The 24,004-nt window shown below is 47.5% G+C and carries 22 protein-coding genes; 11 read left to right on the top strand and 11 right to left on the bottom strand.

Features of this window, described 5'->3' with window-relative positions; genetic code table 11:
• Nucleotides 1–4: 4 nt before the first annotated feature.
• The 4 genes from ACQY6Q_RS09590 to ACQY6Q_RS09575 form a co-directional block, all read right to left on the bottom strand.
• On the bottom strand, nucleotides 5–310 hold the full coding sequence (locus ACQY6Q_RS09590) for an RNA recognition motif domain-containing protein (RefSeq protein ID WP_427980671.1): 306 nt from the start codon (nucleotides 308–310) through the stop codon (nucleotides 5–7).
• A gap of 73 nt (nucleotides 311–383) precedes the next feature.
• Nucleotides 384–1,013 carry a 3'-5' exonuclease gene (locus ACQY6Q_RS09585; protein WP_427980669.1) on the bottom strand — a complete coding sequence of 210 codons (630 nt, stop codon included), beginning with the start codon at nucleotides 1,011–1,013 and terminating at the stop codon, nucleotides 384–386.
• A 188-nt stretch (nucleotides 1,014–1,201) separates the two neighbouring features.
• Nucleotides 1,202–2,494 (bottom strand): sensor histidine kinase, encoded by a 1,293-nt coding sequence (locus ACQY6Q_RS09580; RefSeq protein ID WP_427980666.1) that lies wholly within the window; start codon nucleotides 2,492–2,494, stop codon nucleotides 1,202–1,204.
• Between the two features lie 15 nt (nucleotides 2,495–2,509).
• On the bottom strand, nucleotides 2,510–3,229 hold the full coding sequence (locus ACQY6Q_RS09575) for a response regulator transcription factor (protein ID WP_188407352.1): 720 nt from the start codon (nucleotides 3,227–3,229) through the stop codon (nucleotides 2,510–2,512).
• 289 nt (nucleotides 3,230–3,518) lie between these two features.
• Between ACQY6Q_RS09575 and ACQY6Q_RS09570 the strand changes: the two genes are divergently transcribed.
• From ACQY6Q_RS09570 to ACQY6Q_RS09560, 3 genes are all read left to right on the top strand, one after another.
• Nucleotides 3,519–4,034, top strand: coding sequence for a hypothetical protein (locus ACQY6Q_RS09570; RefSeq protein WP_055734483.1), 516 nt, complete (start codon nucleotides 3,519–3,521; stop codon nucleotides 4,032–4,034).
• A 96-nt stretch (nucleotides 4,035–4,130) separates the two neighbouring features.
• Nucleotides 4,131–5,498: a diguanylate cyclase domain-containing protein gene (locus ACQY6Q_RS09565; RefSeq protein WP_427980662.1), complete on the top strand. Its 1,368-nt coding sequence runs from the start codon at nucleotides 4,131–4,133 to the stop codon at nucleotides 5,496–5,498.
• A 19-nt stretch (nucleotides 5,499–5,517) separates the two neighbouring features.
• Nucleotides 5,518–6,975 carry a nucleoside hydrolase gene (locus ACQY6Q_RS09560; protein ID WP_427980659.1) on the top strand — a complete coding sequence of 486 codons (1,458 nt, stop codon included), beginning with the start codon at nucleotides 5,518–5,520 and terminating at the stop codon, nucleotides 6,973–6,975.
• A gap of 19 nt (nucleotides 6,976–6,994) precedes the next feature.
• On the opposite strand, the gene malE is transcribed toward ACQY6Q_RS09560, so the two are convergent.
• Nucleotides 6,995–8,176, bottom strand: coding sequence for a maltose/maltodextrin ABC transporter substrate-binding protein MalE (malE, locus tag ACQY6Q_RS09555; protein ID WP_427980656.1), 1,182 nt, complete (start codon nucleotides 8,174–8,176; stop codon nucleotides 6,995–6,997).
• A 443-nt stretch (nucleotides 8,177–8,619) separates the two neighbouring features.
• Here malE and ACQY6Q_RS09550 point away from each other — a divergent pair, with 443 nt between their 5' ends.
• The gene (locus ACQY6Q_RS09550; RefSeq protein WP_427980654.1) at nucleotides 8,620–9,594 is read left to right on the top strand and encodes a DHH family phosphoesterase; all 975 of its coding nucleotides are present in this window, start codon (nucleotides 8,620–8,622) and stop codon (nucleotides 9,592–9,594) included.
• On the opposite strand, the gene ACQY6Q_RS09545 is transcribed toward ACQY6Q_RS09550, so the two are convergent.
• Nucleotides 9,591–9,869: a nitrogen fixation protein NifW gene (locus ACQY6Q_RS09545; RefSeq protein WP_427980652.1), complete on the bottom strand. Its 279-nt coding sequence runs from the start codon at nucleotides 9,867–9,869 to the stop codon at nucleotides 9,591–9,593. The genes ACQY6Q_RS09550 and ACQY6Q_RS09545 overlap by 4 nt on opposite strands.
• 98 nt (nucleotides 9,870–9,967) lie before the next feature.
• On the opposite strand from ACQY6Q_RS09545, the gene ACQY6Q_RS09540 reads away from it, so the two are divergent.
• Nucleotides 9,968–11,692 carry a DEAD/DEAH box helicase family protein gene (locus ACQY6Q_RS09540; RefSeq protein ID WP_427980650.1) on the top strand — a complete coding sequence of 575 codons (1,725 nt, stop codon included), beginning with the start codon at nucleotides 9,968–9,970 and terminating at the stop codon, nucleotides 11,690–11,692.
• Nucleotides 11,693–11,707: 15 nt separating this feature from the next.
• Here the strand turns inward: ACQY6Q_RS09540 and ACQY6Q_RS09535 are convergent, their stop codons facing one another.
• The gene (locus tag ACQY6Q_RS09535; protein ID WP_427980647.1) at nucleotides 11,708–12,328 is read right to left on the bottom strand and encodes a phosphoribosyltransferase; all 621 of its coding nucleotides are present in this window, start codon (nucleotides 12,326–12,328) and stop codon (nucleotides 11,708–11,710) included.
• A 97-nt stretch (nucleotides 12,329–12,425) separates the two neighbouring features.
• On the opposite strand from ACQY6Q_RS09535, the gene ACQY6Q_RS09530 reads away from it, so the two are divergent.
• Nucleotides 12,426–12,989, top strand: a complete 564-nt coding sequence (locus ACQY6Q_RS09530; protein WP_055734488.1) for a phosphoribosyltransferase — start codon at nucleotides 12,426–12,428, stop codon at nucleotides 12,987–12,989.
• Nucleotides 12,990–13,007: 18 nt separating this feature from the next.
• On the top strand, nucleotides 13,008–13,301 hold the full coding sequence (locus tag ACQY6Q_RS09525; RefSeq protein ID WP_055734489.1) for a hypothetical protein: 294 nt from the start codon (nucleotides 13,008–13,010) through the stop codon (nucleotides 13,299–13,301).
• Nucleotides 13,302–13,336: 35 nt separating this feature from the next.
• Here ACQY6Q_RS09525 and ACQY6Q_RS09520 read toward each other — a convergent pair whose 3' ends face one another.
• Entirely contained in the window at nucleotides 13,337–15,067 is a 1,731-nt protein-coding gene (locus ACQY6Q_RS09520; RefSeq protein ID WP_427980643.1) for a sulfotransferase, read from the bottom strand.
• 504 nt (nucleotides 15,068–15,571) lie between these two features.
• Here ACQY6Q_RS09520 and ACQY6Q_RS09515 point away from each other — a divergent pair.
• The 3 genes from ACQY6Q_RS09515 to cynS all read left to right on the top strand — a co-directional run bounded on the left by ACQY6Q_RS09515 (nucleotide 15,572) and on the right by cynS (nucleotide 18,674).
• Complete coding sequence (locus ACQY6Q_RS09515; RefSeq protein WP_427980640.1) at nucleotides 15,572–16,429, top strand: formate/nitrite transporter family protein; 858 nt, start codon at nucleotides 15,572–15,574, stop codon at nucleotides 16,427–16,429.
• 9 nt (nucleotides 16,430–16,438) lie between these two features.
• On the top strand, nucleotides 16,439–18,163 hold the full coding sequence (locus tag ACQY6Q_RS09510) for a protein kinase domain-containing protein (protein WP_427980638.1): 1,725 nt from the start codon (nucleotides 16,439–16,441) through the stop codon (nucleotides 18,161–18,163).
• A 61-nt stretch (nucleotides 18,164–18,224) separates the two neighbouring features.
• Nucleotides 18,225–18,674, top strand: coding sequence for a cyanase (gene cynS / locus ACQY6Q_RS09505; RefSeq protein ID WP_427980636.1), 450 nt, complete (start codon nucleotides 18,225–18,227; stop codon nucleotides 18,672–18,674).
• A gap of 56 nt (nucleotides 18,675–18,730) precedes the next feature.
• On the opposite strand, the gene ACQY6Q_RS09500 is transcribed toward cynS, so the two are convergent.
• The 3 genes from ACQY6Q_RS09500 to ACQY6Q_RS09490 form a co-directional block, all read right to left on the bottom strand.
• On the bottom strand, nucleotides 18,731–19,768 hold the full coding sequence (locus ACQY6Q_RS09500) for a CNNM domain-containing protein (protein ID WP_427980633.1): 1,038 nt from the start codon (nucleotides 19,766–19,768) through the stop codon (nucleotides 18,731–18,733).
• Between the two features lie 257 nt (nucleotides 19,769–20,025).
• On the bottom strand, nucleotides 20,026–20,967 hold the full coding sequence (locus tag ACQY6Q_RS09495) for an AEC family transporter (RefSeq protein WP_427980630.1): 942 nt from the start codon (nucleotides 20,965–20,967) through the stop codon (nucleotides 20,026–20,028).
• Nucleotides 20,968–21,017: 50 nt separating this feature from the next.
• On the bottom strand, nucleotides 21,018–21,746 hold the full coding sequence (locus tag ACQY6Q_RS09490; protein ID WP_427980627.1) for a TSUP family transporter: 729 nt from the start codon (nucleotides 21,744–21,746) through the stop codon (nucleotides 21,018–21,020).
• A 329-nt stretch (nucleotides 21,747–22,075) separates the two neighbouring features.
• Here ACQY6Q_RS09490 and katG point away from each other — a divergent pair.
• On the top strand, nucleotides 22,076–24,004 hold a 1,929-nt coding region (gene katG / locus ACQY6Q_RS09485; protein WP_427980624.1), incomplete at its 3' end, for a catalase/peroxidase HPI.

The raw sequence follows: 24,004 nt of genomic DNA, 5'->3' as shown, positions 1-24,004 counted from the left end.
GTTATTAGGATTCGTCTTCAGACTGTTGTGGCCAAATTGACTTGCCTTCTTCAGGGCTGGCGGTAGGTGCGTCCTCTTCGGCTGACTTGACGCGTATTTTATTACCTGATTGTTTGCTGCCATTTAAGGCTTTAATCGCCGCTTCCGCAGCATCAGTGTCGGCAAAAGTGACAAAGCCAAAGCCCTTCGACTGACCGTTCTCTTTGTCCAATACCAAGTCACAGCTAACTACTTCGCCATAGTCGTTAAACAGTGCCAATAGCTGTTGTTCAGTGATCTTGCGACTTAAATTACGAACCAATAATTTCATGGGAATTCCTAGCTGGCTAGCGTGTAATTGACGCGGTTTCTAAAGCGTCAATATTTCGCGAATGGGTAAGTGACTATTGTTGACTATATCGGCGTAAAAAGCTCACGATATTTGCCTTACTTTGACTACTCAGTTGCTGCATTAACTTAAAGCTAGGCTGAGTAATATTGAATTGCTGCTGCAATTGCTTAAGCAGACATAACCATAATTGCGCAGTCATTTCGGCATCGGCTAAGGCGCGGTGAAAGATCCCTTGGTTATCTATCTGTTGGTGGGCTACCAAGGTGGCCAGCTTGTGATTGGGTGCATCTTGCAATAAGCGCCGCGACAGCAACATGGAACAGGCAAACTCAGCCTGTGCTTGGCGGCCTATATAAGCCCATTCGGCAGTTAAAAAACTGCGGTCGAAAGAGGCATTATGCGCCACCATGTTGTGCGGACCAACAAACTGATAAAAGCGTTCCATCACTTCGGCGCAAGGTGGTGCGTCGGCCAGCATGGCATTGCTGATCCCGGTATAAGATTCAATAAAAGCTGGTATGGCGAAACCGGGATTCATCAGCTCTTGAAAGCGCCCGGTAATCTGGCCGTTTTCCAGTAATACTGCACCAATCTCAATGGCGCGTTCGCCTTGTTTGGGAGATAAACCACTGGTTTCAAAGTCGAGTACCACAACGGTATCGGCGGGAGTAAGCTTGGACAAATGACTAAGGCTAGTAAGTTAACAGAGCCCTATGGTAGCGCTCCTTTAGCAAAACACAAGCCCTAGCCCAGCCGTTGGTTTAGCCCACAAAACTGGGGTTTAGCGCTGACTACTAGGCTTACAACAAAGGGCTAGTACTAACGGCGCGCTTCCCTGCGAGCGGCTGCTTAAACTTAACTTGTAAAGGCTTAAGCACTGATTGGCAGAGCTAATATAAACAGCGCGCCGCCAAGTGAACTACTGGCTACGCTCACCTTACCCGCATGGTTGTGAGCGATGCGCTCGACTATGGATAAGCCCAAACCATGGCCGCCACTTTGACGGCTGCGGCTGTCATCAACCCGAGCAAAGGGTAAAAATATGCTTTCTCGGTAGGCTTCGGGAATGCCTATGCCATCGTCGTGTACTTCAAAAATCACCGACTTATCGGTGGAATAGGCCCGAATTAAGATCTGTTTTTCAGCGTACTTTTGGCTGTTAACAATCAGATTATTCAGTGCCCAGCGGAGCAGTTTTTCATCCGCTGATAGGCTCAATTGGGTGGCACATTCTATTTCAATATTCAGCCACGGGCTCAGTTTAACTAGGCGTTCACAAATGCTATTAAGCAACGGTAGCGGCCTTATGGTTTGTTTTTGCAACTGACGAGCCTTACCCAATTGTGAAAAACTAATTAGTTCGTGGGTGAGTTCTTCGAGGCTGTCTAAGTCTTGGTCCATCTCCTGAATATGCTGGTGCATGCTGTCCATGTCTTTAATGGAACGCGTCATATCTAGGGCAAACCGCAGATTATTGATAGGGGTTTTTAACTCATGAGAGGCGGCAATGCTCATGGCATCTTGCTGTTGTATTAGTGACTTAAGTTTAGCGGCCATGGTATTTAAGCTTTGCGCCATGTGGTTTAGCGGTAGCGGAGCTTGCTCGTTGGCGCTGACATCAAAGTTACCTTGGCCTATCGCCTGCGTTACTTTGGCCAAGTGGTGAGTCTGGCGGTAAAGTGAAAAAGAGAACCACCATAGGCTTAGCGCTAAACACACCGCCATTACGCCTATCATGTACCAGAGCAGCCAACTGCCGTGGTCGAGGAATTCTTCATCTAAATAAAGCGTTAATACTTGTTGCTCTGACCATGGGTAATAGAGGGTGACTTCGTCGTCGCCAAATAGCGTGCTGCGTAGTTCCACCAAGGGCTGTTGAGTACGGAGTTTTTCTTGCTGCTCGGTTGAGAGCTGACTAAGCGGTAGTTGCTGGGCGATGAAGGGAAATTCTCCTTGGTGGGATTGCATTACCGCTTCTAGCTCGCGCCCATCATTTTGTGCTAGCTCGCGTTGCAGCAGATAGTATAGTGGTGAGGCTATTTTGCTAACATGTTCGCGCTCAATACGTTCAATTTGATCACTCACCAACAGGCCATAGCTTAAGGCGGCCAGAGCAATCGCTGAAATCGACGCAATAAATAAGCGAAGGAATAGGGTGATCACAAGGGCTTAAGCGAACTAGAGACTTTGCACAAATAGGTAACCCTTACCACGCACCGATTTAATGTAGCGGTAGGGGGGCGTATTGTCGTTTAGCTTTTTTCTAATGGTGGAAACACGCATATCCAACGAGCGGTCCAAGCCGTCATAATCAATGCCTCGCATTTTTTGGAAGAGTAGGTCGCGGGGCAGTACGTGGCCGGCGTTATCCATGAAAAAATACAATAAGTCGAACTCGGCATCGGTCAGCTCAAGTTGTTGCTCGCCTAGCCAGATACAACGCTGGCTTTGGTCGGCAGTGAGGTCCTGACAACGAATCCGTTGCTTAATTTGTGGATTTGCCAGGGTATTTGGCTGAACCACGCCTTCACTGCGTCGCAGCGCCGAGCGTAGGCGCGCCAGCAGTACATGCGGGCGTAAGGGTTTGCTAAGAAAGTCATCTACTCCAATATTGAGTGCCGAAACTTCGGTAGCATCATCATTTTGCGCAGTGAGCATCAGGATGGGGCCATGGAAGAACGACCGTACTTTCTGACAAACTTGAATACCGTCCATGCCGGGCAGCATTAAATCAAGCAATAGCGCACTGGGTTGATGCTGCTCCAGCAATTGCGTGGCCATATCGCCGCGCTCGGCGGTGATGACTTCAAAACCTTCATTATTTAAGAAGCTGGCTACCAGTTGTTGCTGGCGGGCATCATCTTCAATTAATACCAGTTTATGGCGTATAGCTTGCAAACTTGCTTCCCTACGTAGCGCGTTTCTTTAGCTGGCTTATTTTAGAGGCCCCGTTAGCTGATGCAATGAGCTTTTATCAAAGCTTGATGTTGGTCACTTAAATATAAAAATTACATCATTCGCGGAAATTTATAGAAGGGCTTAAGTTGAAGGCTTAGTGAGTGCTAAGCCAATCTGCAATATAGCTTCAAATAATTGAACATATATTATTAATTGTTGATGTTTTGTTAAGCGCTAGCCGTTAATATCTGTAGCCATTAAATCGAAGCAAGTCATAACAAGGAAGTATATGAATTATTGGCGCAAAGTGGCATTGTTACCGTGTTTTTACTTAGTAAGTGTATTGGCTCAAGCGGAGTCTATCGCCAGCTATCCGGCAGATTGGCGAAGTTGGCCAGTGGTGGGAGAGAGTATGGTGCCGGGCAAAGATGTAGTGCTCCCAGAAGACACGCCTTTGTTCATTCAACAAGCGGTGGCAGCCTATAACTGGATTAATGACGGCAAAGGGACCAAATTAACCACCTATGTGCACCCCGATAAATTAAAGCAATATGCCAGTCACGGCCCCTATGATGACGGTGTGACCGTGGTAGGTGTATATGAAACCCCTGGAGTGGTTTTTGTTACCGAACATCTGGCGGGTGAAGCCATTTACGGCACCTACGATACCGAAGGGAAGGATATTAGCTCGCAGCACCCAACTTTTGAGCCAGAATATTGCGCCCGTTGCCATACCGCTTATCAGGATATCTGTATTAATGGTACCTGTAGTGTGCCAGTGATAGAGCTGTTTAAGGATAACTAAGCTTAAGTGCCTTGGTTTAAATCAGTTAACAAGTTAAAAATCAGTCAGTTGTTGTTTGTTTCGCACCTGATATTGGTGTTATGGCTGGTTTTTACTATGACTTATAACCGCTATCGTAGTGAGTGGGAAACGGGTATTACCCATGCGGTGAGCAATGCACGTAGTAGTAGCAACGCTATTATTGATTTGGTCTCTCCTTCAGCGGCGGGCTTAAATTATACCAACGTAAAATTAGACTCCTCGCTAAAACTTTATGCCGCCGCAGAAAAGCTGATCTATTTTTCAGTGGATGCTATCTCTGATTTTTCATCAACCCCCTTTGCTTTTGCCTACCTGCGTGAACCAGAATTGGTATGGAAAACCCATAACCAAGAGCAGGATATTGCTCAGCAAGAAGCCAAGATTGAACAGTTTAAGCAGCGTCTATTAGCCGACGACGCCGATAAAGTGAAGCTCACTTTTTTAATGGGGCGCGCCCAAGAGCGGCTATTACGTTTTTACATGGATATGAATCACGAGCGCCAGTATGGCCCTCTTTTTCCGCTACCTAATATAGCGCCAGACGATTATCTATTGCTGCCAGATAAGCAGCAATTAGTGTTACATCTCGCCTTACGAAACCGCCATCAGGGCAGCATTTATCTATTTTTTGATGCTCAGCATCTTTACCAGCTACAACGCGATATTCGTTGGCAGTTATTCAAAGAAGCCCTTACCGCTGTTCTATTTTCGGTGATTCTAATTGCTTGGGCTACTTGGTGGATAGTGCGTCCGCTCAAGCGTTTGGCTGGCAATATGAGCGCCCACCTAAAAGATATTGATGTTTCTCAACTCAGCGAATTAGAGCGAGATGATGAGCTAGGTGTATTGGCGCGCCGCTTTAAGAGTTTGGTAGAACGGGCGCAAGGGCAAATGGTTGAGCTTGAGCAGCGCTCTGAGCTGGATGCCTTAACTCAGCTAGGCTCGCGTTTTTATTTTAATGCTTGTTCTGAGGATTATGTGAGTCAGGCCAAACGCGCTCAGCAATGTGTCGGGTTTCTAATTTGCGATTTGGATAACTTTAAAGCCTATAACGATAGCCAGGGGCACCCTGAAGGCGACAAAGTATTACGGCGAGTGGGTTTGTGTATTCAATCAACCATGAAACGTGAAACCGATAAGGCGTTTCGCTTAGGCGGCGAAGAATTTGTGGTGTTATTGCAGACTCACCAAGTTAACGACATTCAGCCAATAGCGGTGCAATTGTGTCAGCAGCTGGAAGGCTTGGAAATACCTCATCCACAAAATGCGCCTTTTGAAGTGGTTACCATGTCAATAGGAATTGGCTTTGTTAACGCTGAAAATCTGCGTCACTTAAACAGTATTGACCAAATCTACGAAGTCGCCGACCAAGCCTTGTATAGAGCGAAAGCGGCCGGTCGTAATGCGATTGAATTAACCGAATGGACACCAGCATGCACATAGGGAAACAATGATGAGTGAAATGCGCAAACAGAAGCGAGTGTGGATAGATACAGATATTACCCTCGGACGTAAAAATAGCTTAGTCAGTTATTGTGATGTGGATGATGGTTATGCCATTGCTGCCTTGCTGCGTTCGGTTGAAGTAGACGTAGTGGGAATCAGCTCAACCTTAGGAAATACCAACGATATTGCTGTTTCTACTCAAGTCGCCAAAGATTTTATCGCGCGTTTTGGCCCCAATAGTGTGGTGGTTAACCAAGGTGCGAGCGCGCCTTTCGAGCAACAAGATGGCCAAGCTTTACCTAAGGGGGTGAGCGCGATGGCTGAGGCCTTGGCTGCAGGGCCGCTATGGATACTGGGCATTGGCGCCGCCACTAACATCGCATTGTTGGCTAAACATTACCCGCAGTTATTGGGCAACATTGAAAAAGTGGTATTGCTGGCAGGGCGCACTAGCATCGACCAGCATTTCATTTCAGGCCACCATCAACCCAAGCCATTTCGCGATTTAAATTTCGAGGCTGACGTAGTGGCCTATAAATACTTGCTCGATAGCCAGCTGGATATTTGCTTGGTGCCTTATCAAGCTTGCCAGCCTTTTTGGTTAACTCAGCATGACCTATTGGGCATGCTAAACGGCAGCAACGTGGCTCGCTACTTGGCGGAAAAATCTGAACCGTGGTTACTAGAGTGGGAAGTGGTGTTTGGTGCCTCAGGCTTTAACCCCTTCGATCTGATTGCGGCCGCTTATCTCATAGATGAGCAGTGGTTTAGCAGCGAGCATTGGCAAGTGGAAATAGTACAAGGGCCAAGCGATACCGAAAAGGGGAAAACCAAGGATTACTTGATTTGTTCAGATACGGTGAGTAGTGGCCGCAGTGTTGAATATTGCACGGCAATTAGCGAGCAGAGTAAAGCCGTGCTGCTAGAGCGTATAAAGAGTCATGACATGCAGCATTTTGTATTAGGCATGTCGCACGTTAATATTATTGTTGATGACATCAGCAAAGCCACAGAGTTTTATCAAAGGGCTTTAGGTTTTGTTTTGGCCAAAGATGATCAAGGCCAGCTGATGGATTACCAAGGGGTAACCATGAGCAGCTTCGCTCTAGATGCGGGGCTAAGTGATGGCAAGGTTAATGTGGATGTGCGTTTCTTACATCATCCGCAAGCGGGGCTCTATTTGGAATTGATGCATTATAATTACCCGCAGGGTAAGCAGCAGTTACCGCCACAGCCAAAGACCTATGATTTAGGTGGGCCGCGCCATATTGCGATGGAGGTGAGCAATTGTAACGAGGTGTTTAACTACCTTAAGAAACAACCCGGTGTGACCATGATAAATACCAGTAATGACTACCATCCTAATAAACTTGATGGTTTCCCTATTACCTTCTTCTACTGGATTGACCCTTACGGAGTGCAATGGGAAATGGAAGAAGGGCGGCAAATGGGGTTATCGCGCAGCATTGTATAAGCTGCGCGAGTTTTGCTCTTTAACGGGTAATCCGCTGGGCGGCGGCGTTTAAGGCTTGTTCCGCCGTTTGGCGGCCAGTGGTTATGTTGCTTAAGCTGGTGGCCATGGCGGCCCAAAATTTGCCCATGGCAGGGGCGTTGGGCATCGGCTTTCCTTGGGCTGCACTGGCATAAACGGCGCTGACTCTGGAGTCGTTAGCCAGTTCTTCTTTTAACTGAAGGTTGGCCATTGCGCCCAAATCGCCACTGGAAAACAGCAAGCGCTGGTTGTCTAGTTTCATCAGATAGTAGTTTAAAAACTCATCCACTAAATCCCCTTGAGTGGTGGCGCTGTTAACCACCGCGCTCCATACCCCAACAAAGGCTTTGGCAGGTTTGCCGTTTACCGTGGGTAAGGGGGCTACGCCAAAATCCATACCGACACTTTCTAGTTCATCCCAGTACCAAGGGCCGTTAATGACCATGGCGACTTGACCCTTTCTAAACTGCACGTCCATGATGGAGTAGTCGGCATTATCTGGCATTAAGTCTTGGTCGAGCATTTTCTTAACGAGTTTTGCCGCATACATGGCGCTGGGGTGATTCACCCCGGTATCTTTAATGTTGTAATGCTGCTGTTGGTCTTTGGCAAAAATGTAAGCGCCACCTGCGGCAAACAAGGGCCAAGTGTAATAACTGTTGTTGTAATCCCACAGTATTGCCTTGGTATTGTGTTGTTGCTGGAGGCGCTGATCTAATTCAAATAACTCTTCGAAGGAGTGCGGCGGTTGCTGAATCAGCGCTTTGTTGTAGATGAGACTTACCGCTTCCACGGAGATCGGGTAGCCATACACTTTTCCTGCTACTTTCACCGCATCCCAAGCATAGGGTTCGGCCGAATCTAGCAGCGCTTGACTGGGCTTAAGTTCTCGCAGTAGCCCGGCGGTAGCCCAATCGCCGATACGGTCATGTGGCCAAAATATAATGTCTGGTCCTTCACCATTCCGTGCTTGGATCTCAAAATTACCGGTGATATCGGTGGGTTGTTTTACCATTACGCTCACACCGGTATCTTGCTCAAACTGCTCAGCAATTTGTTGCATCTGAGGGTAGCTTTTGCCGGTCCATAGGGTGAGGCCTGGGGTGGTGTCGGGAGTACTAACGGCCCAACAGTTGCTGCTTATGATTAAGCCAGCGAATAACGAATACTTCCAAAATGTCATCTTGCGTTCCCAATAACTTACCGGGCTAGATTGGAAAATTCCCGAAGCTTTTGCAAGTTATAGAATCTAGAGGCTGGCGCTTGGTCACAATTAAAACCACCTTGGGTGGGAAGAGCTGAGTTAAGTCGTTATTTGTTAGTGCAGTTGTGGCGCTAGATCGTAAAGTTAGTGCATTTAACAATCCCAGCAAGTGGCTCTTTGGTAAGCGCTATTCCCCCCTTTTTTAGCGCCTTTGGGCGCGATCCTAGCTTCATTTCTATTAGAAATAACAAAACAAATCATGAACATAGTTTCAATAAACGGGCTTGCCAGTTAGAGTATAAGCTCTTTTCTAATTAGATTAAGCAACATGGGTGAGTTTAGAGTGGGTGATTCCGCTGCCAAGGATGCATGCGGGTTGAGCTCTGAATAGCGGTTTACCTGTTGAATAAGGATATCAGTTGATGCAGTTGGCAAAATTAGATGCGCTAATCGAGCGCTTGCAAGGGCTTGAGCGAGTGATTATTCAGGCGCATGACTTTCCCGATCATGATGCCGTAGCTTCGGCCTACGCCTTGGCCTATTTGCTGCGAAAAAAGGGCCTGAAACCACTGATCTGCTACCAAGGCTATTTGGACCGAGTGTCGCTACGAAATCTTATTGATTGGTTGGATATTCCCATCAGTAAAGCCCATCAATTAGATCTTAAACCCAGTGACAAGATCATCGTGGTAGATGGTTGCATAGGTGAAAAAAATGTCACCGATTTACCGGGTTTGGAAGTGGGGGTGATCGACCACCATCAAGTGACTGCGCCGGATTTTGTTTGGTACCACGATGTTCGCCCTGATTATGGCGCTACGGCTACCATCATTCTGGAGTATTTTTTTCACTATCAGCTGCCTATTCCGCAAAAAATAGCCACCGCCTTGCTGGTGGGCTTGGCATTTGATACAGCCAACTTTACTCGCGCGGTTAGCCCTGCCGATGTACAAGCGCTTATTCAATTACAGCAATGTGCCGATATGAGCATTGTTAATCGCATTTGCCGTAATCAGATTGAATATCAAGAGCTTAACTTGTTCCATTCGATGTTGGACTCAATCAAAAAAGTGAATAACTGTGCCTTTGCTAGCCTGCCTGATGGCTGCCCAAAAAACATGTTAGGGGTATTGGGTGATTTCCTACTATCGGTGGATGAGATAGACATAGTGGTGCTGAGCGCGCGCAATCAAGAAAAAACGTTTATTTCGCTTCGCTCTGAATGTAGCCACAATAACGTGGCAAAAATTGTGCGCCAAGCTTTAAATGATTCGGGCATTGGCTTTGGTGGGGGCCACGCCCACATGGCAGGAGGCGTGATTAACAAAGTGTTTTCTGCCGCGCATGAGGCGAACTTCATCTTTGAACTGTTTAGGCCTAAATTGCAGCTGGCTTAGCGGCGCTCGCAGCTGGTGCAGCCCCTACAGGCTGAGCGGGTTGTTGGGTCGAGGCGGCTGCGCTGTACCTTGCAATAGGCATTTTTTAGGGCGCGCCTAGCCGCAAACCAATCACTGGGTTTGGCGATTAATAGGTTGCCATAAAAGCGTTTGGTTAAGGGCTGTCGATATTGCTCGATGAAGCTCGAATCAAAATCGATCTCAAAGTAATCTAGCGCCTCTTCTATTCGCTTAAAGCTTTGGATTTTGTCCTGTAGTTGTTGTTTGTTATTCATTTTCTCACCTGCTTAACTAAGCCTAACAGCGGCCTGTTTCCCATTTATTGATATGGCATAATGGCCAGTCAATTTATTGCTTATAGGTGCCTTTTATTTTGCGCTTGCGAGACTATCAGCAGGCATCGGTAGATGCTGTTTTAACTCACTTTCGTGGCAGTGATGATGCGGCGGTGCTGGTGCTGCCTACTGGGGCAGGTAAAAGCATTGTAATTGCCGAGTTAGCCCGCTTAGCGCGTTACCCCATTTTGGTATTGGCCCACGTTAAAGAGTTGGTGGAGCAAAACCATCAGAAGTTTAAAGACTATGGCTTTAGCGCTGGGGTTTACGCCGCAGGGCTGGGCAAAAAGCAAACCGAGCATGCGGTTACTTTTGCCAGCGTGCAGTCATTAAGTCGCAATCTTGAGCAGTTTAATGACTATTATTCTTTGCTGGTGATCGACGAATGTCACCGGGTGGCTGACGACAGCGATAGTCAATATCAACGCATTATTCAGCATCTAAAAATCCATAACCCGCAACTTAAAGTGCTGGGTTTAACCGCTACGCCCTATCGTTTAGATAAGGGCTGGATCTACCAGCAGCACTATCATGGCTATGTGCGTGGCCAAGCCGATGCTTTTTTCAAAAAATGTATTTATGAACTGCCGCTGCGCTACTTAATTAGCAAGGGCTATTTAACCCAGCCGCTGGTAGTGGATGCCCCCGCTGCGCGTTATCAGTTTGATGAGTTGCCAGCCAGCTACACGGAAGCCCAGTTGGATCAGTTTTTAGCACGTTGCCCACGGGTGACTCAGGCCATTTGCCAGCAATTATTACAATTGGCTGAGCAGCGCCGAGGGGTGATGATATTTGCCGCTTCGGTAAAGCATGCCCAGGAGATTGCCAGTTACCTACCGGCCGAGCAAACCGCGCTACTCACTGGCGATACCGCCAATAAGCTGCGCGACCAATGGGTGGAGCAGTTTAAACGGCAGCAGCTTAAGTTTTTGGTGAATGTATCGGTACTCACCACCGGCTTTGATGCGCCCCATGTGGATTTAATTGCGATTTTGCGACGCACCGCCTCGGTGAGTTTGTATCAACAAATTGCTGGGCGTGGTTTGCGTTTATATGAGGGAAAAAGCGATTGCTTAATCATTGATTATGCGGGCAATAACTACGACTTATACCAACCAGAAATCGGCGAAGTAAAACCCAACCCCAACAGCGCTTTGGTGCAGGTTAGCTGTCCCAAATGTGGTTTTGCCAATATGTTTTGGGGAGTCTGCGATAAAGACGGCGAGCTAATTGAGCACTATGGCCGGCGTTGTCAGGGCTTGGTGCCTGCTGAAGATAAGCCCGAACAGCTACAGCAATGTGATTATCGTTATCAATACAAGCAATGCCCGCAGTGCAACGGTGAAAACGACATTGCCGCGCGCCAATGCCAAAGCTGTGGCTGTCAGCTAAGTGACCCAGATAAGTTATTGAAAGAAGCCTTACAGCTAAAGGATCGTATGGTGTTGCGTTGCAGTGGCATGTCGTTTAGTGCTCAAGAGCAGCAACTTAGCGTGATTTACCACGATGAAGATGGCGCAGAGCTAAAAGAGCAGTTTAATTTCGCTTATGCCAAGGCGCGGCAAGCCTTTAATCAGCATTTTTCTCGGCGCATCAGCGGCCCAGCCAATTTGCCCAATACCGCAGAGCAGGCCTTACAGCAGCTAAATAACATGGTGCATCCCGATTTTGTTATCGCCAAAAAGAACAAACATTATTGGAAAATTGAGCACCGGATCTTCGATTACCAAGGGCCTTATCGTAAGGCCCATCAGCAATATTAGTCTTAGTTTGCGGAATTATTTGAGTAGTTCGGGTTTAAGTAGTGGTGCCACAAAGCTTTTATGTTGCTGGATTTCCTCCAAGCTCAAACCTGTTAACTCATAAGGAAAGACCAGCCAGTCGTCGGTTTGGTGCAAACAAAAATCGGGGCTAATGTCAGTTTGGTTGAAGCTAGGGCGCTCCCACAAAGTGGCTACCTTCACCTGACTTGGCATGTTGCGTTTAAGCTTGCTGCTGAGGCGATTTATTACCGCTTGAATGTTATGGCCGCTGCTAAATACGTCATCTACAATCAGCAAGCTGTCATCCACATTTAGGTTTTCCAATAAATATTGAATCCCATGTACGCGGATCTCCTCGGGTGCGTTAAGAATGTTTTGATAGCTGCTTTGCCCCTGATAAGAGGTACGCAAAGAAATGTGGTCGGTATTTACCCCAAGGGTTTGTAGACACTCTTGCACGTAAATGCCCACTGCACTGCCGCCTCGCCACAAACCCACGATAAAGCTGGGACGAAAGCCACTTTCATAGATGTTTACGCCGAGGCGAAAGGCATCTTCGATCAGCTTTTCCTCTTCGAGATAGCGTTTGTTCATGCTATGGGGGGGATTTTTTACTGCAGCATCTTTACTTGGCATATTGAAGGCCTACTCTTTACAAAACAATTTCACGATTGTGATTTTATACTATAACCTTGAGCACTAGGTCAGCAACGATTATTGGTAATCACTGAAGATGAGCGAAAAATTATATTTAAGCGGACAGTCCCTACTTGAAGATTCGTTCCGCTTAGCCAAACAAGTATTAGACAGCGATTTTAAGCCCACTTTCACCATTGCGGTGTGGCGAGGCGGAGCGCCCATTGGTATTGCGGTGCAAGAGTATTTGGCTTTTCACGGGGTGACCACCGACAACATTGCGATTCGTACTTCCTCTTATGCGGCGGCCATTGATCAGCAGTCTAAGCAGATTAAAGTGCATGGCTTGAGCTATTTGGTTAAGCATGTACAGCATCATGATAAGTTGCTGATTGTTGACGATGTATTTGATACCGGCCGTTCCATTGAAGCGATTATTAGCGAGTTGAGACGCTTAGCCCGTCTAAATACCCCGGAAGATATTCGCGTAGCGGTGCCGTATTATAAGCCCGAGCGCAATCTCACTGAGCGGGTGCCCGATTATTACCTGCACGAAACCAAGCAATGGTTAAAGTATCCGCATTCTTTAGAGGGCCTAAGCCCCGAGGAGATTGCCGAGCATCGTCCCGAGTTATATCAGATTTTAAAAGCCCACCTGTAAAACGATTTGAGAGGTAGCATGCTTAGCCAAGCCGAATTTTCCCAAACTTGTTATGAGAAGTTTTTGTCCTATTTTGATGAAGTGAAGCGGGGCAAAGGCGGTGATTTACAAAAGGGGCGGCTAGAAGGTTTTATGCAAGCCGCTGAGTTGTTAGGCATAGTTGAGCGAGCACGCGCTCAAGCCTTGATGGAACAAGCCCACATGCAGGTGTTTGGTGAAACTATTGCCGAGCGAGAGCGGCGTAAAAAGGCCTTAAAAGAATACGACGAAGAGTGGTTAAACATTCCCAGTATTCAGCGCCAGCAAAAATAAGCCGCCTTGGTCGGGCTACGACCAAGGAGCAAAGCCTAGCTTAAAGGTGGATAAGCAAACTGTTCGACGAACTGGGCGACTTTAGCTAAATGGGGCTGAAGCTGCGTTTGGTAGTTCAGCCATTTATAGCGCGAGTGCTGGTAGATTTCTTCCACCACTTGGTTGCTTGACGCCGACATCACAATCTTCTGCTGAGCGTGCTGATTAAACTGGTGGTAATCCTCGCTCACAGGCAAGTTGAGAAACTCAAATAAAGCCTCGGCCTGAGGCTCCAAGTCTTCCACCAAATCTTCATAACGCACATAGTGAATATTTAAATCCAATTGTTGCTGATAACGTTGAAATAGCGTGAACACTTGTTGGTAGTAGCTAAAGCAATCGGCTAGGCGGTTCAACTTAGCCTGTTGTTGGTTATTGGCCGAGTTTTGTTGGAAATTACTCAAACACACATCGGCTGGGTGGCGCAGGCAAAAGATGATTTTGGCTTTAGGAAATAGGCTTAAAATCAGCGGTAGCTCTACCGTATACAGCGGAAACTTGTCAACAATGACGCTGTCGGGCTTCAGCTCAAAGCCTAACTCCCTGATGTAGTCGTAGTAGCCTTGGCGCAATAATTGGCGCTCGCTGGGGCTAAGTGTGGCCAAATCTTCGGGGTAGCGTTTATTCAGTTGTTGGCTCATCGCCTGGCCCACTGAATACAGTGAGCGGGTTTCACTTAAAGCTATCACTCGTTGTTGGGTATCTAAAATGTTCTCTAACAAGGTGGTGCCCGAGCGATTAAAGCCCATCATAAATACCGGCTCTGGCTCGGCATCGTTTTGCGCTAAAGTGGGCTGCTGCTTAATAAAGTTTAAATCGAGTTTTTGATAGCTGGCGACTAAATCTTGGTGGCTTTGCGCTTGGGCTCGTTGGTGATTCAGCGCGGCCATGGCCGAGTAATCGTTAAAAGCTGCCGAGTAATCTTGCAGCTGGTCTCGTGCATCGGCGCGTAGCTTGTAGGCTGCTTTTTTGCGCATAAAATCAAGCTGGTTAATTAGCTCATCGCTAAGTAATTCAATGCATTGTTCGGGATGTTTCTGGCGCAAGGCCAGCTCGGCTCGGTAGTAGACTATCCAACTCTTATTGGGGTAGTCGATAGCGGCTTGTTGTAATAGCTGTTCGGCACGCTTGTGTTCTCGAATGAACATTAGGGTGTCTATGGCAAAGGCCACTTGCCACTCTTCAATTAAGGCGCTGTGTTGCAGCAGCGCTTCAATTCCATCTAAGGTTTGTTGGCGCTGGTTTTGTAGCTTGGCGGCGGAGATCTCTAGAGCTAGGGCTTTGGCCAGTTGACCGGGCCAATGGCGCATTTTGGCGCAAAGCTCGGTTAACTGTTGGAAGCGCCCCTCGGCCAAATAGCATTCTCCTAAGGGGCTGGCTATATCGGCATTGTCGGCTCCATCAATCAGTGCAAAACATTGCTCAAAAGAAGCGATGGCGGCTTGTAGTAGACCCAGCTGTTGTTCGGCTAAGCCGATGTTTTTATAACAGTTATTTCGTTGCTGAAGATTGTCGCAAAGGGCTAGCGCCTGCTGGTAAGCGTCGCGGGCTCGCTCAAATTTTTGCTGTTGAAACAAACTGTAAGCCGCCAGCTCTAAACTTTGAAAATTTTGCTGCGACTTAAGCTGATTAATTTTGTTAATGGTGGAAAAAGCCTGACTGAATTTACCCGCCTGTAAGGCTTTAACGGCTTTCTCCATAATGCGCTGCCGCTGTTCCGGCTTCATGCTGCGATCCTGTTTACTGAGCTAATTAGCGCTTACTTTACTGAAACTGTACAGGCTGTCTTGTTAAAGCTTAACAAAATATGCGCTGGCGCTTTGTTTCATAAAAAATCGTTAACTGGGTGGGCTATTGCTGGTGAAATTTTAATCCTAAACAACTAAGCGTGAATACATTTGTTCAGCTCTAGCTTAAGTGAGCTAACTCTCATTTTTCTGTTCTGTATTGGTGCAATTAGCAACTATAAATGTGCAAGCCATTAGTGAATGTTGATGAATTTGCAGGAAAAATTACCTCTTTGTAGGTATTAAAGTTATTACTTTGATTTTTTATGTTGCTATTTTGTGTTGTTGGCGCAGCCCTTGCTATCTACTTACTGAGGTCAGGGAAAGACCAAGTCAGCAGCTAATCGGGTGTTGCTTGGTAGCGGTGAAATAATCTGTATTTATGTTAGATGAATCCGCCAGACCACAGCTTTTATTTATGATTAAGCAATATAGGGAAATATTATGTCTTATTTAGCACCTGCCGAGTTTGCCACCAAAATGGTTGACGCCGGCGAATCCAAAATCTTTATGTCTACTCGCGATACGGTTATTCGCGCTTTTATGGCTGGCGCTATTTTGGCTCTAGCCGCTATTTTTGCTATTACCATCGCAGTGCAAACTGGGGTCTTCCTGCTGGGCGCCATCTTATTCCCTGTGGGCTTTTGTATGCTCTATTTAATGGGGTTTGACTTGTTAACTGGGGTATTTGTATTGGCTCCGCTGGCGCTATTAGATAAGCGGCCCGGTGTCGATGTACGAGGAATATTAAGAAACTGGGGTTTGGTCTTTTTGGGTAACTTCGGTGGCGCTTTAACCGTGGCCTTTATGATGGCCTTTATCTTTACCTATGGTTTCAACGTTGATGCCGGTGCGGTGGGCGCCAAAGCGGCTAGCATTGGTGAAGCACGTACGGTGGGTTATGCCGAACACGGCCTAGGTGGCTGGTTAACTATCTTCATTCGCGGCATGTTATGTAACTGGATGGTGTCTATGGGCGTGGTAGGCGCGATGATCTCAACTACCGTAAGCGGCAAAGTGATTGCCATGTGGATGCCGATCTTCTTGTTCTTCTTCATGGGCTTTGAACACTCAGTTGTTAACATGTTCTTGTTCCCATTTGGCCTAATCATGGGTGGTGAGTTCTCTATCTCTGATTACTTCCTGTGGAATGAAATTCCAACTGCTTTGGGTAACTTAGTGGGTGGTTTAGCCTTTACCGGTTTAACCTTATATACCACCCACGTAAGAACAGCGCCCAAGCGCAAAGTGGCTTCGGCTGCGGTAGAAGCGCCAAGCAAATCAGCACCGGCTAACGCTTAAGCTTTGCCTATGACCACTAGCCAACTGCGTGTATCGATTGGCCAATGTTCTGATAAGGGGCGCAAGCCCCTTAATCAGGACTGCTACGGCGCATTTACCCCAAGCGGAGCACAGCTACAACATAAGGGTTTTGCTGCGGTGATTGCCGACGGCATTAGCAGTAGCGAAGTGAGTCAAATTGCCAGCGAAACCGCCGTTAACAGTTTTTTAGACGATTATTATTGCACCTCCGAAACTTGGACGGTGCAGCATGCCGCTACTCGCGTCTTACAAGCCACCAATAGCTGGCTCTATAGCCAATCTCAACAAAGCCGCTACCATTACGACAAAAATAAAGGCTACGTTTGTACCCTGAGTGCTTTGGTGATTAAGGGCAATCAGGCACATTTATTTCATGTGGGTGATACTCGCATATATCGCTTAAGCCTGCAGGGTTTAGAGCAACTGACTAAAGACCACCGTGTTTGGGGCAGCGAGCAACAAAGTTACTTGAGCCGCGCCTTAGGCATTGAGCCTGAGTGTGAATTTGACTACCAATGTTTAACAATAGAGCAGGGCGATATTTTTCTGCTGTGTAGCGATGGGGTATACGAATACATCGACGCCGAGCAAGTGCAGCAAACCCTCATCGCCAATCACCATGATCTCACTAAGGCTGCCGAAGACATTGTTGCCACAGCTTATTTGGCGGGCAGTGACGACAACTTAAGCTTGCAGATTATTCGCCTTGAACAAGTGCCGCAGAGCGCGGATAACAGCCTAAAAGAGCAGGTTGCCGCCTTGTCTTTCCCTCCACAGTTAGACGCCAGAATGGAAATGGATTCTTATAAGATTATTCGCCCGATTCATCACAGCGCCCGTAGTCATGTCTTCTTAGCTGAAGATCAGCACAGTGGCCAGCAGGTAATTCTAAAAACCCCTTCGGTGGATTTACGTGGTGATGAAGAGTACCTAGAGCGCTTTTTTACCGAAGAGTGGATGGCTCGGCGAATTAACAGCGCCCATGTATTAAAGGCTAGCGCCGAGGTGCGCCAGCGACACTTTTTATATACCGTGTTTGAATATCTAGAAGGGCAAACCCTGCAGCAGTGGATCACCGACAATCCTAAGCCCGATTTGGCTAAGGTGAGGGAGATAGTCGAGCAAATTGCCAAGGGCTTGCGCGCCTTTCATCGCATGGACATGCTGCATCAAGATCTAAAGCCCGACAACATCATGATTGATAAACATGGCACCGTGAAGATCATTGATTTTGGTTCGGTATGGGCGGCTGGTTTGGCCGAGCAAGTACAGGACCATACTCAATCGTCTTTATTAGGCACCGCCTTGTACTCTGCGCCAGAGTTGTTTTTAGGTTACGGCGGCAGCGTGCGCGCCGAGCTGTTCTCGTTAGCGGTGATTACTTACTATCTGCTGTCGGGGCGTTTCCCCTATGGGACTAACGTGGCTAAAGCTAAAACCGAAGCGGCTCAGCGGCGTTTGGTATATCAGTCGGTACTTGATAGCGAGCGGGAAATTCCGGTGTGGGTGGATGACGCCCTAGAAAAAGCCTTACACCCCAATCCGCAAAAACGTTATTCGCAAATTAGTGAGTTTTTGGTGGATCTGCGCAAGCCCAACCAGGCCTTTATTAACAAAACTAGAGCACCTCTGGTAGAGCGTAACCCAGTGGCGTTGTGGCAGGGCATTTCTGCGATACTCGCTGGCGTCGTGATTTTTTTATTGGTTCGTTAAGCTCTAAGTTAACGGGCTGCATTTTGTTTAATCAAGATCGTTACTCAAGAAAGGAAGCAATATGATTAGTAGCAGAGAACAAGTCACCCAACAAATTGTTGCCAGTAAAGTAAAAAAGGGCATTAAGTGGAGCGAAGTGGCCAGCGCCATTGGCCTATCTAAAGAGTGGACCACTGCCGCCTGTTTAGGGCAAATGACCTTTGATAAACAGCAGGCCGAAATCATCGGTGATTTATTTGAATTATCTGATGAAGCGGTAGCTTGGTTGCAAATTGCCCCATATAAGGGCTCGTTGCCCACTGCCGTGCCAAGCGATCCGTTAATTTACCGCTGGTACGAAGTGGTGAATGTATATGGTTCTACCATTAAAGAGCTGATCCACGAAGAGTTTGGCGATGGCATCATGAGCGCCATTGATTTTTCTATGGATATTCAGCGTGAAGCCGATCCGAAAGGGGATCGCGTGAACATTGTACTGTCTGGTAAGTTCTTGCCGTATAAGACCTATTAGGCGCAATGTATGAGTGTTAAGCCAGCCCTTGCGGCTGGCTTTTTGTTGAACAGTGTTTAACGACTGTAGCGCTGTTTCTTATTGCGTAGTCGTTTCAACCATTGGAAACGCGCCAAGCGTTGCATGTCTTCAATGGCGTCGGTTTCGTCAATAATCTCTTGGCCTAATAAGGTTTCTAGAATGTCTTCCATAGTGAGCAAACCTTGTACTTCACCATATTCGTTAACCACTGCGGCAATCAGCTCGCGCGCTTGCAACAGGCTTTGGTAGGCATGGCGCACACTTACGCTAGCTGGCAACATTAATAGCTTGCGTGAGTAGTCAAAAATCGGCGCATCTAGCTTGTTGTCTAGCGCGGCACTAAGTAAGTCTTGTTTATGCACATAGGCGATGAAGTTATCTCGCTCCTCTTGGTAGACCGGAATCCGCGAAAAGGGCTCGGCCTGATGCACAGCAATAAACTCTCTCACGCTGCTGTTCTTTTCAATACGGTGCACTACCGCGCGTGGCGTCATAATGTCGGTGACTTTACGCTGCTCTAGGCGCAGTAAGTTACGCAGCACCTGAGACTCGCCCGCTTCAATTACGCCCTGCTGGTGGCCTAGCTCTGCTAGAGCGCTTATTTCTTCACGCAGGTTAGAAAAGTCTTCTTCGTGGTTACCAATGCGAGCGGTGATGCGGTCGCTTAACCAAACAAAGGGGGCAAATAGCTTAATCATTAGCGGTAGCAACCAAGCGGCAAAGGGGGCCAGCTGTCGCCAGTAAGTTACGCCAAGAGTTTTCGGCACAATTTCCGACAAGACCAATACCAATATCGTCATAATCGCCGAAGAAATGGCTAAATATTGAGAGCCATAAAGAGCCGCGACCTGAGCGCCCACACCGGCGGCGCCTGCGGTATGCGCTACGGTATTAAGGCTAAGAATCGCCGCCAGAGGCTTATCAATACTGTCTTTCAATTTGGATAAACGCTGGGCAACTTTGGGGGATTGTTGTTGCTGCAGTTGAATGTAGCTAGGCGAAACACTCAGTAGCACCGCTTCTAATATTGAACATAAAAACGAGACAAAAATGGCGAGACATAAAAAACTCACTAACAGAAACACGTAATTTACCCTGTTTGTTTAAAAAAATTGGCCATTTCAGGCGCGAATGTTTAGGCAGCAAGGCTAGCTTAATCGTAGCTGGGTAACAAGTGATATAGAGCCGAGTAAGGCGGACAGCCTCTGAATTTAGACTAATGACTTATCGGGCTTAGCGGGTGGGATTTAACAAATACTCTAATTAAGGCCTTACATCCGTTGATGTAAGGCTCGAGTGCTTATCAGCGTTTTTATTACTAAGTTGTGGCTTAAATCAGGCCGCCGGCTCTTAAGCCGACTAAACCGAAGGTGGTGGTTAAGGCCGAAAAAATGGTGGTGATGGCGATGATGTCGGCGGCTAAATCGGCATCGCCCCTCATTTGCCTAGCCATTACAAAGCTGGCAGTGGCAGAAGGGGTGGCCATCATCAAGTAGAGGATCCCCAAGCTTAAACCACGAAAACCTAACAGTGCCCCGATCAGCACCGACACTAAGGGCAAAATAACTAACTTAGCGGCAGAGGCTTGAAAAATCAGGCTACGATTGCCTTTTAAACGATCCAAACTTAACGAGCCGCCAATACACAGCAGAGCCAGCGGCAGGGTCATATTAGCCAAGTAACGGCCGCTGGTGGTGAGCCATTCAGGCAAACGTAAGCCGATTAAGGCAAGGCATAAACCAAATACAATGGCCAGAAACAGTGGGTTGCTAAACATTGAATAGGCCATGCCTTTAAGTAAACTCTGCTCGGCTTTAGGTTGGGCTGCACTTAATACCGCAATCGCCAACACATTGTAGAGGATCACCATGATCGCCAAATATACCCCTGCCGGTGCTAGCGCCTCATGGCCAAAGGCATTCACGATGGTGGCCAGGCCAATAATGCCCATGTTGCCTCGATAGGCGCCTTGAACAAATACGCCGCGCTGGGGGCCGGCCATATTACGGGCATAAATCCACAGCAAACCCACCGACGCTAAGGTAATTAGGCCCGCAGTGGCTAACAGTTTTACTTGGATTAAAGCGGCTACATCGGCGGTGGCAATGTTTAAAAACAATAAGCAAGGCAGGGTAACGTTAAATACCAGGCTTGAACCGCTGCGAATAAATTCGCCTGAAATCATATCGCGCCGTTTAAAGAGGTAGCCCAATATCATCATTAATATGATGGGGGCGGTAACCGAAACAGAGAAGCTAAACGCATGCAACATAGCCAAACCTAGCAGCTTAACAAAATTAAATGTTACCTCAGCCGTGCGGCTTAGGCGATGTGTTTTAGCACTACCCTTAGCAGCATTTGTAGCGCTAACAAACTAAGTAATAACTTGATTATTATAGAGATAGTAGAGGGATTAAACCTTAAGCTGATTTTGTTGCCCAGCCAAGAGCCACTGATTGCGCCAAGCAGCATCATCAGTAACAGTGGCAATTGAGACGCCAATTCACTGCTGATGCTGAAATAAACCGGCAATTTAGCCAGATGGCTAATGCTCATAAATAAGGCACTGGTGGCGATAACTTGCTGAGGGCTTTGCAGTTGCTTGCTTAACAGTGCTAACGACAGGGGGCCGGTAGCGCCCACAATCAAGCCCAAGCCGGTTTGCATAAAACCGATTAAATAGTAGCTTTGGTAGTGCTGCATGAACTGGTTGAAATGCGGGCTCCATAGACTGAGTAAGATATAACAGCCAATGGCGAAAGGTAGGTTTTCACTGGCTAGGTTAGACAACAGATAGCCAAATACCAAGCAGCCCAGTAAAGAACCCACTAAAAATTTAGGCAGCAGCGACCACTGCACCTGCGCAATACTAAATAGCATTCTTGAGCCGTTGCTGGCCAGTTGGGTAAGCCCGTGTAAGGGAATAATTAAACTTGGCGCAACAAACATGGGAAGCAAAGTAATCAGCAGCATTCCGCCACCAAAGCCTATTACTGCAGCAATTGCCGATGTGACACAGGCAAGTAAAGCTAACATCCATTCCGTTGGCAAAGCGTTTCCTCTTGTTGTGTTTGAGCCGCTAGGGTGTTGTTGCATTAACTAGCAATGGTTTTGCGGCAGCCATCATTAAGTATTTGCCGAGTCACGGGCACCGTCAAAGGTGAGGTATGGGCGATCAATAGGCACAGGCTACTACAGCCATTTGTTTAAATGCCATGAACAATAGTGCCTTAGCGACTAGACTGAAGACGAGAGATTAAGTTGGGTTAGAAGCTAATAATTCACAATAACCCATTGACTTATATTTGATTTTATATTTCCAGCTAGCTTATCTACTAAGGCGTTGGAAATTCATAATAACGATAGTCAAGGAACTGATAATGGACAACGAAAACAATCAAGGCACAGGCCAGTGTCCGATTATGCATGGCGGAATAACTGGTTCGGCAAATTCTAATGTGGCGTGGTGGCCGAACAATCTCAACCTCGACATTTTGCATCAGCACGACCGCAAAACCAATCCGCTAGGAGATGACTTTAACTATCGAGAAGCCTTAAAAAACCTCGATGTCGCCGCCTTGAAGCAAGATTTAAAAGACTTAATGACCGACAGCCAAGAATGGTGGCCAGCAGACTGGGGCCATTATGGTGGTTTGATGATCCGCATGGCTTGGCACTCTGCAGGCAGTTATCGAATTAGCGATGGCCGAGGAGGCAGCGCCACCGGTAATCAACGTTTCGCCCCGCTCAATTCATGGCCAGATAATACCAACCTAGATAAAGCCCGTCGGTTGTTATGGCCAATTAAACGTAAATACGGTAACAAAATTAGCTGGGCCGATTTGATGATTTTGGCCGGTAACATGGCCTATGAATCGATGGGTTTGAAAACCTTTGGTTTTGCCTTTGGCCGAGAAGATATCTGGCATCCAGAAAAAGACACCTATTGGGGATCTGAAAAAGAATGGCTGGCTCCAAGTGATGCCAAGAACAGCCGATATTCTGGTGAACGGGATCTAGAAAACCCATTGGCGGCGGTAATGATGGGGCTGATTTACGTTAACCCTGAAGGGGTGGATGGCAATCCCGATCCTTTGAAAACCGCTCAAGATATGCGCGTCACCTTCGAGCGCATGGCCATGAATGACGAAGAAACCGTGGCGCTTACCGCTGGCGGCCATACGGTGGGTAAAACCCATGGTAACGGTGATGCCGCAGAGCTAGGTCCAGAACCTGAAGCTGCTGAACTGGAAGAGCAAGGTTTGGGCTGGAATAACCATAAATCGCGCGGGATTGGCCGCGATACCGTGACCAGTGGCATTGAAGGCGCATGGACCACCAACCCTACTCAATGGGACGATGGCTATTTTAATCTACTGTTCAAATATGAATGGGAATTAACTAAAAGCCCTGCCGGAGCATGGCAATGGCAGCCGGTGAATATTGCCGAAGAAGACATGCCAGTGGATGTGGAAGACCCATCAATCCGCTGTATGCCGATTATGACCGATGCCGACATGGCCTTAAAAATGGACCCTGAATACCGCAAAATCTCGGAACGTTTCCATCAAGACCCTGCCTACTTATCGGAAGTGTTTGCGCGTGCTTGGTTTAAGTTAACCCACCGTGACTTAGGGCCTAAAGCCCGTTATGTTGGCCCAGATGTACCTAGCGAAGAGTTGATTTGGCAAGACCCTATCCCAGCAGGGCGCAGTGACTATGATGTTGCGGCGGTGAAGGCAGCAATTGATGCCACAGAGTTGAGTGTGAGTGAGTTAATCAGTACCGCTTGGGACAGTGCCCGCACCTTCCGTGGCTCTGATAAACGCGGTGGCGCTAACGGTGCTCGCATACAACTGGCGCCACAAAATGCTTGGCAAGGTAACGAGCCAGAGCGCCTAGCCAAGGTATTAGCCGAGCTTAAACCGATTGCTCAGCAGTTTCACATTAGCCTTGCCGACACCATTGTATTGGCTGGTAATGTGGGTCTAGAGCGGGCGATTGCCGTTGCTGGATTCTCTGTGCCGGTGCCATTCTCGCCGGGACGTGGTGATGCCAGTGAAGCAATGACCGATGTAGAGTCCTTTGCGGTATTAGAGCCTTTGGCTGATGGCTTCCGTAACTGGCAAAAGGCCAATTATGTAGTGATGCCAGAAGAGCTATTGCTAGACCGAGCTCAATTGATGGGGCTTAGCGCGGTAGAAATGACGGTATTGATTGGCGGCATGCGGGTATTGGGCACCAACTACGGTGGCACAGCCCACGGGGTATTCACCGACCGAGTGGGGGTCTTAACCAACGACTTCTTC

This window comes from Agarivorans sp., assembly GCF_050295395.1.
Lineage (GTDB): Bacteria > Pseudomonadota > Gammaproteobacteria > Enterobacterales > Celerinatantimonadaceae > Agarivorans.
This window is presented reverse-complemented; position numbering and strand designations above follow the sequence as displayed.

What these genes read in the sequence shown, in the direction of transcription:
- ACQY6Q_RS09545 (WP_427980652.1), bottom strand. Translation starts at nt 9,869, where the DNA reads ATGAATAACAAACAACAACTACAGGACAAAATCCAAAGCTTTAAGCGA.
- ACQY6Q_RS09510 (WP_427980638.1), top strand. Translation starts at nt 16,439, where the DNA reads ATGACCACTAGCCAACTGCGTGTATCGATTGGCCAATGTTCTGATAAG.
- malE (WP_427980656.1), bottom strand. Translation starts at nt 8,176, where the DNA reads ATGACATTTTGGAAGTATTCGTTATTCGCTGGCTTAATCATAAGCAGC.
- ACQY6Q_RS09570 (WP_055734483.1), top strand. Translation starts at nt 3,519, where the DNA reads ATGAATTATTGGCGCAAAGTGGCATTGTTACCGTGTTTTTACTTAGTA.
- ACQY6Q_RS09590 (WP_427980671.1), bottom strand. Translation starts at nt 310, where the DNA reads ATGAAATTATTGGTTCGTAATTTAAGTCGCAAGATCACTGAACAACAG.
- cynS (WP_427980636.1), top strand. Translation starts at nt 18,225, where the DNA reads ATGATTAGTAGCAGAGAACAAGTCACCCAACAAATTGTTGCCAGTAAA.
- ACQY6Q_RS09530 (WP_055734488.1), top strand. Translation starts at nt 12,426, where the DNA reads ATGAGCGAAAAATTATATTTAAGCGGACAGTCCCTACTTGAAGATTCG.
- ACQY6Q_RS09515 (WP_427980640.1), top strand. Translation starts at nt 15,572, where the DNA reads ATGTCTTATTTAGCACCTGCCGAGTTTGCCACCAAAATGGTTGACGCC.
- ACQY6Q_RS09495 (WP_427980630.1), bottom strand. Translation starts at nt 20,967, where the DNA reads ATGTTGCATGCGTTTAGCTTCTCTGTTTCGGTTACCGCCCCCATCATA.
- ACQY6Q_RS09550 (WP_427980654.1), top strand. Translation starts at nt 8,620, where the DNA reads ATGCAGTTGGCAAAATTAGATGCGCTAATCGAGCGCTTGCAAGGGCTT.
- ACQY6Q_RS09560 (WP_427980659.1), top strand. Translation starts at nt 5,518, where the DNA reads ATGCGCAAACAGAAGCGAGTGTGGATAGATACAGATATTACCCTCGGA.
- ACQY6Q_RS09525 (WP_055734489.1), top strand. Translation starts at nt 13,008, where the DNA reads ATGCTTAGCCAAGCCGAATTTTCCCAAACTTGTTATGAGAAGTTTTTG.
- ACQY6Q_RS09535 (WP_427980647.1), bottom strand. Translation starts at nt 12,328, where the DNA reads ATGCCAAGTAAAGATGCTGCAGTAAAAAATCCCCCCCATAGCATGAAC.
- ACQY6Q_RS09520 (WP_427980643.1), bottom strand. Translation starts at nt 15,067, where the DNA reads ATGAAGCCGGAACAGCGGCAGCGCATTATGGAGAAAGCCGTTAAAGCC.
- ACQY6Q_RS09565 (WP_427980662.1), top strand. Translation starts at nt 4,131, where the DNA reads ATGACTTATAACCGCTATCGTAGTGAGTGGGAAACGGGTATTACCCAT.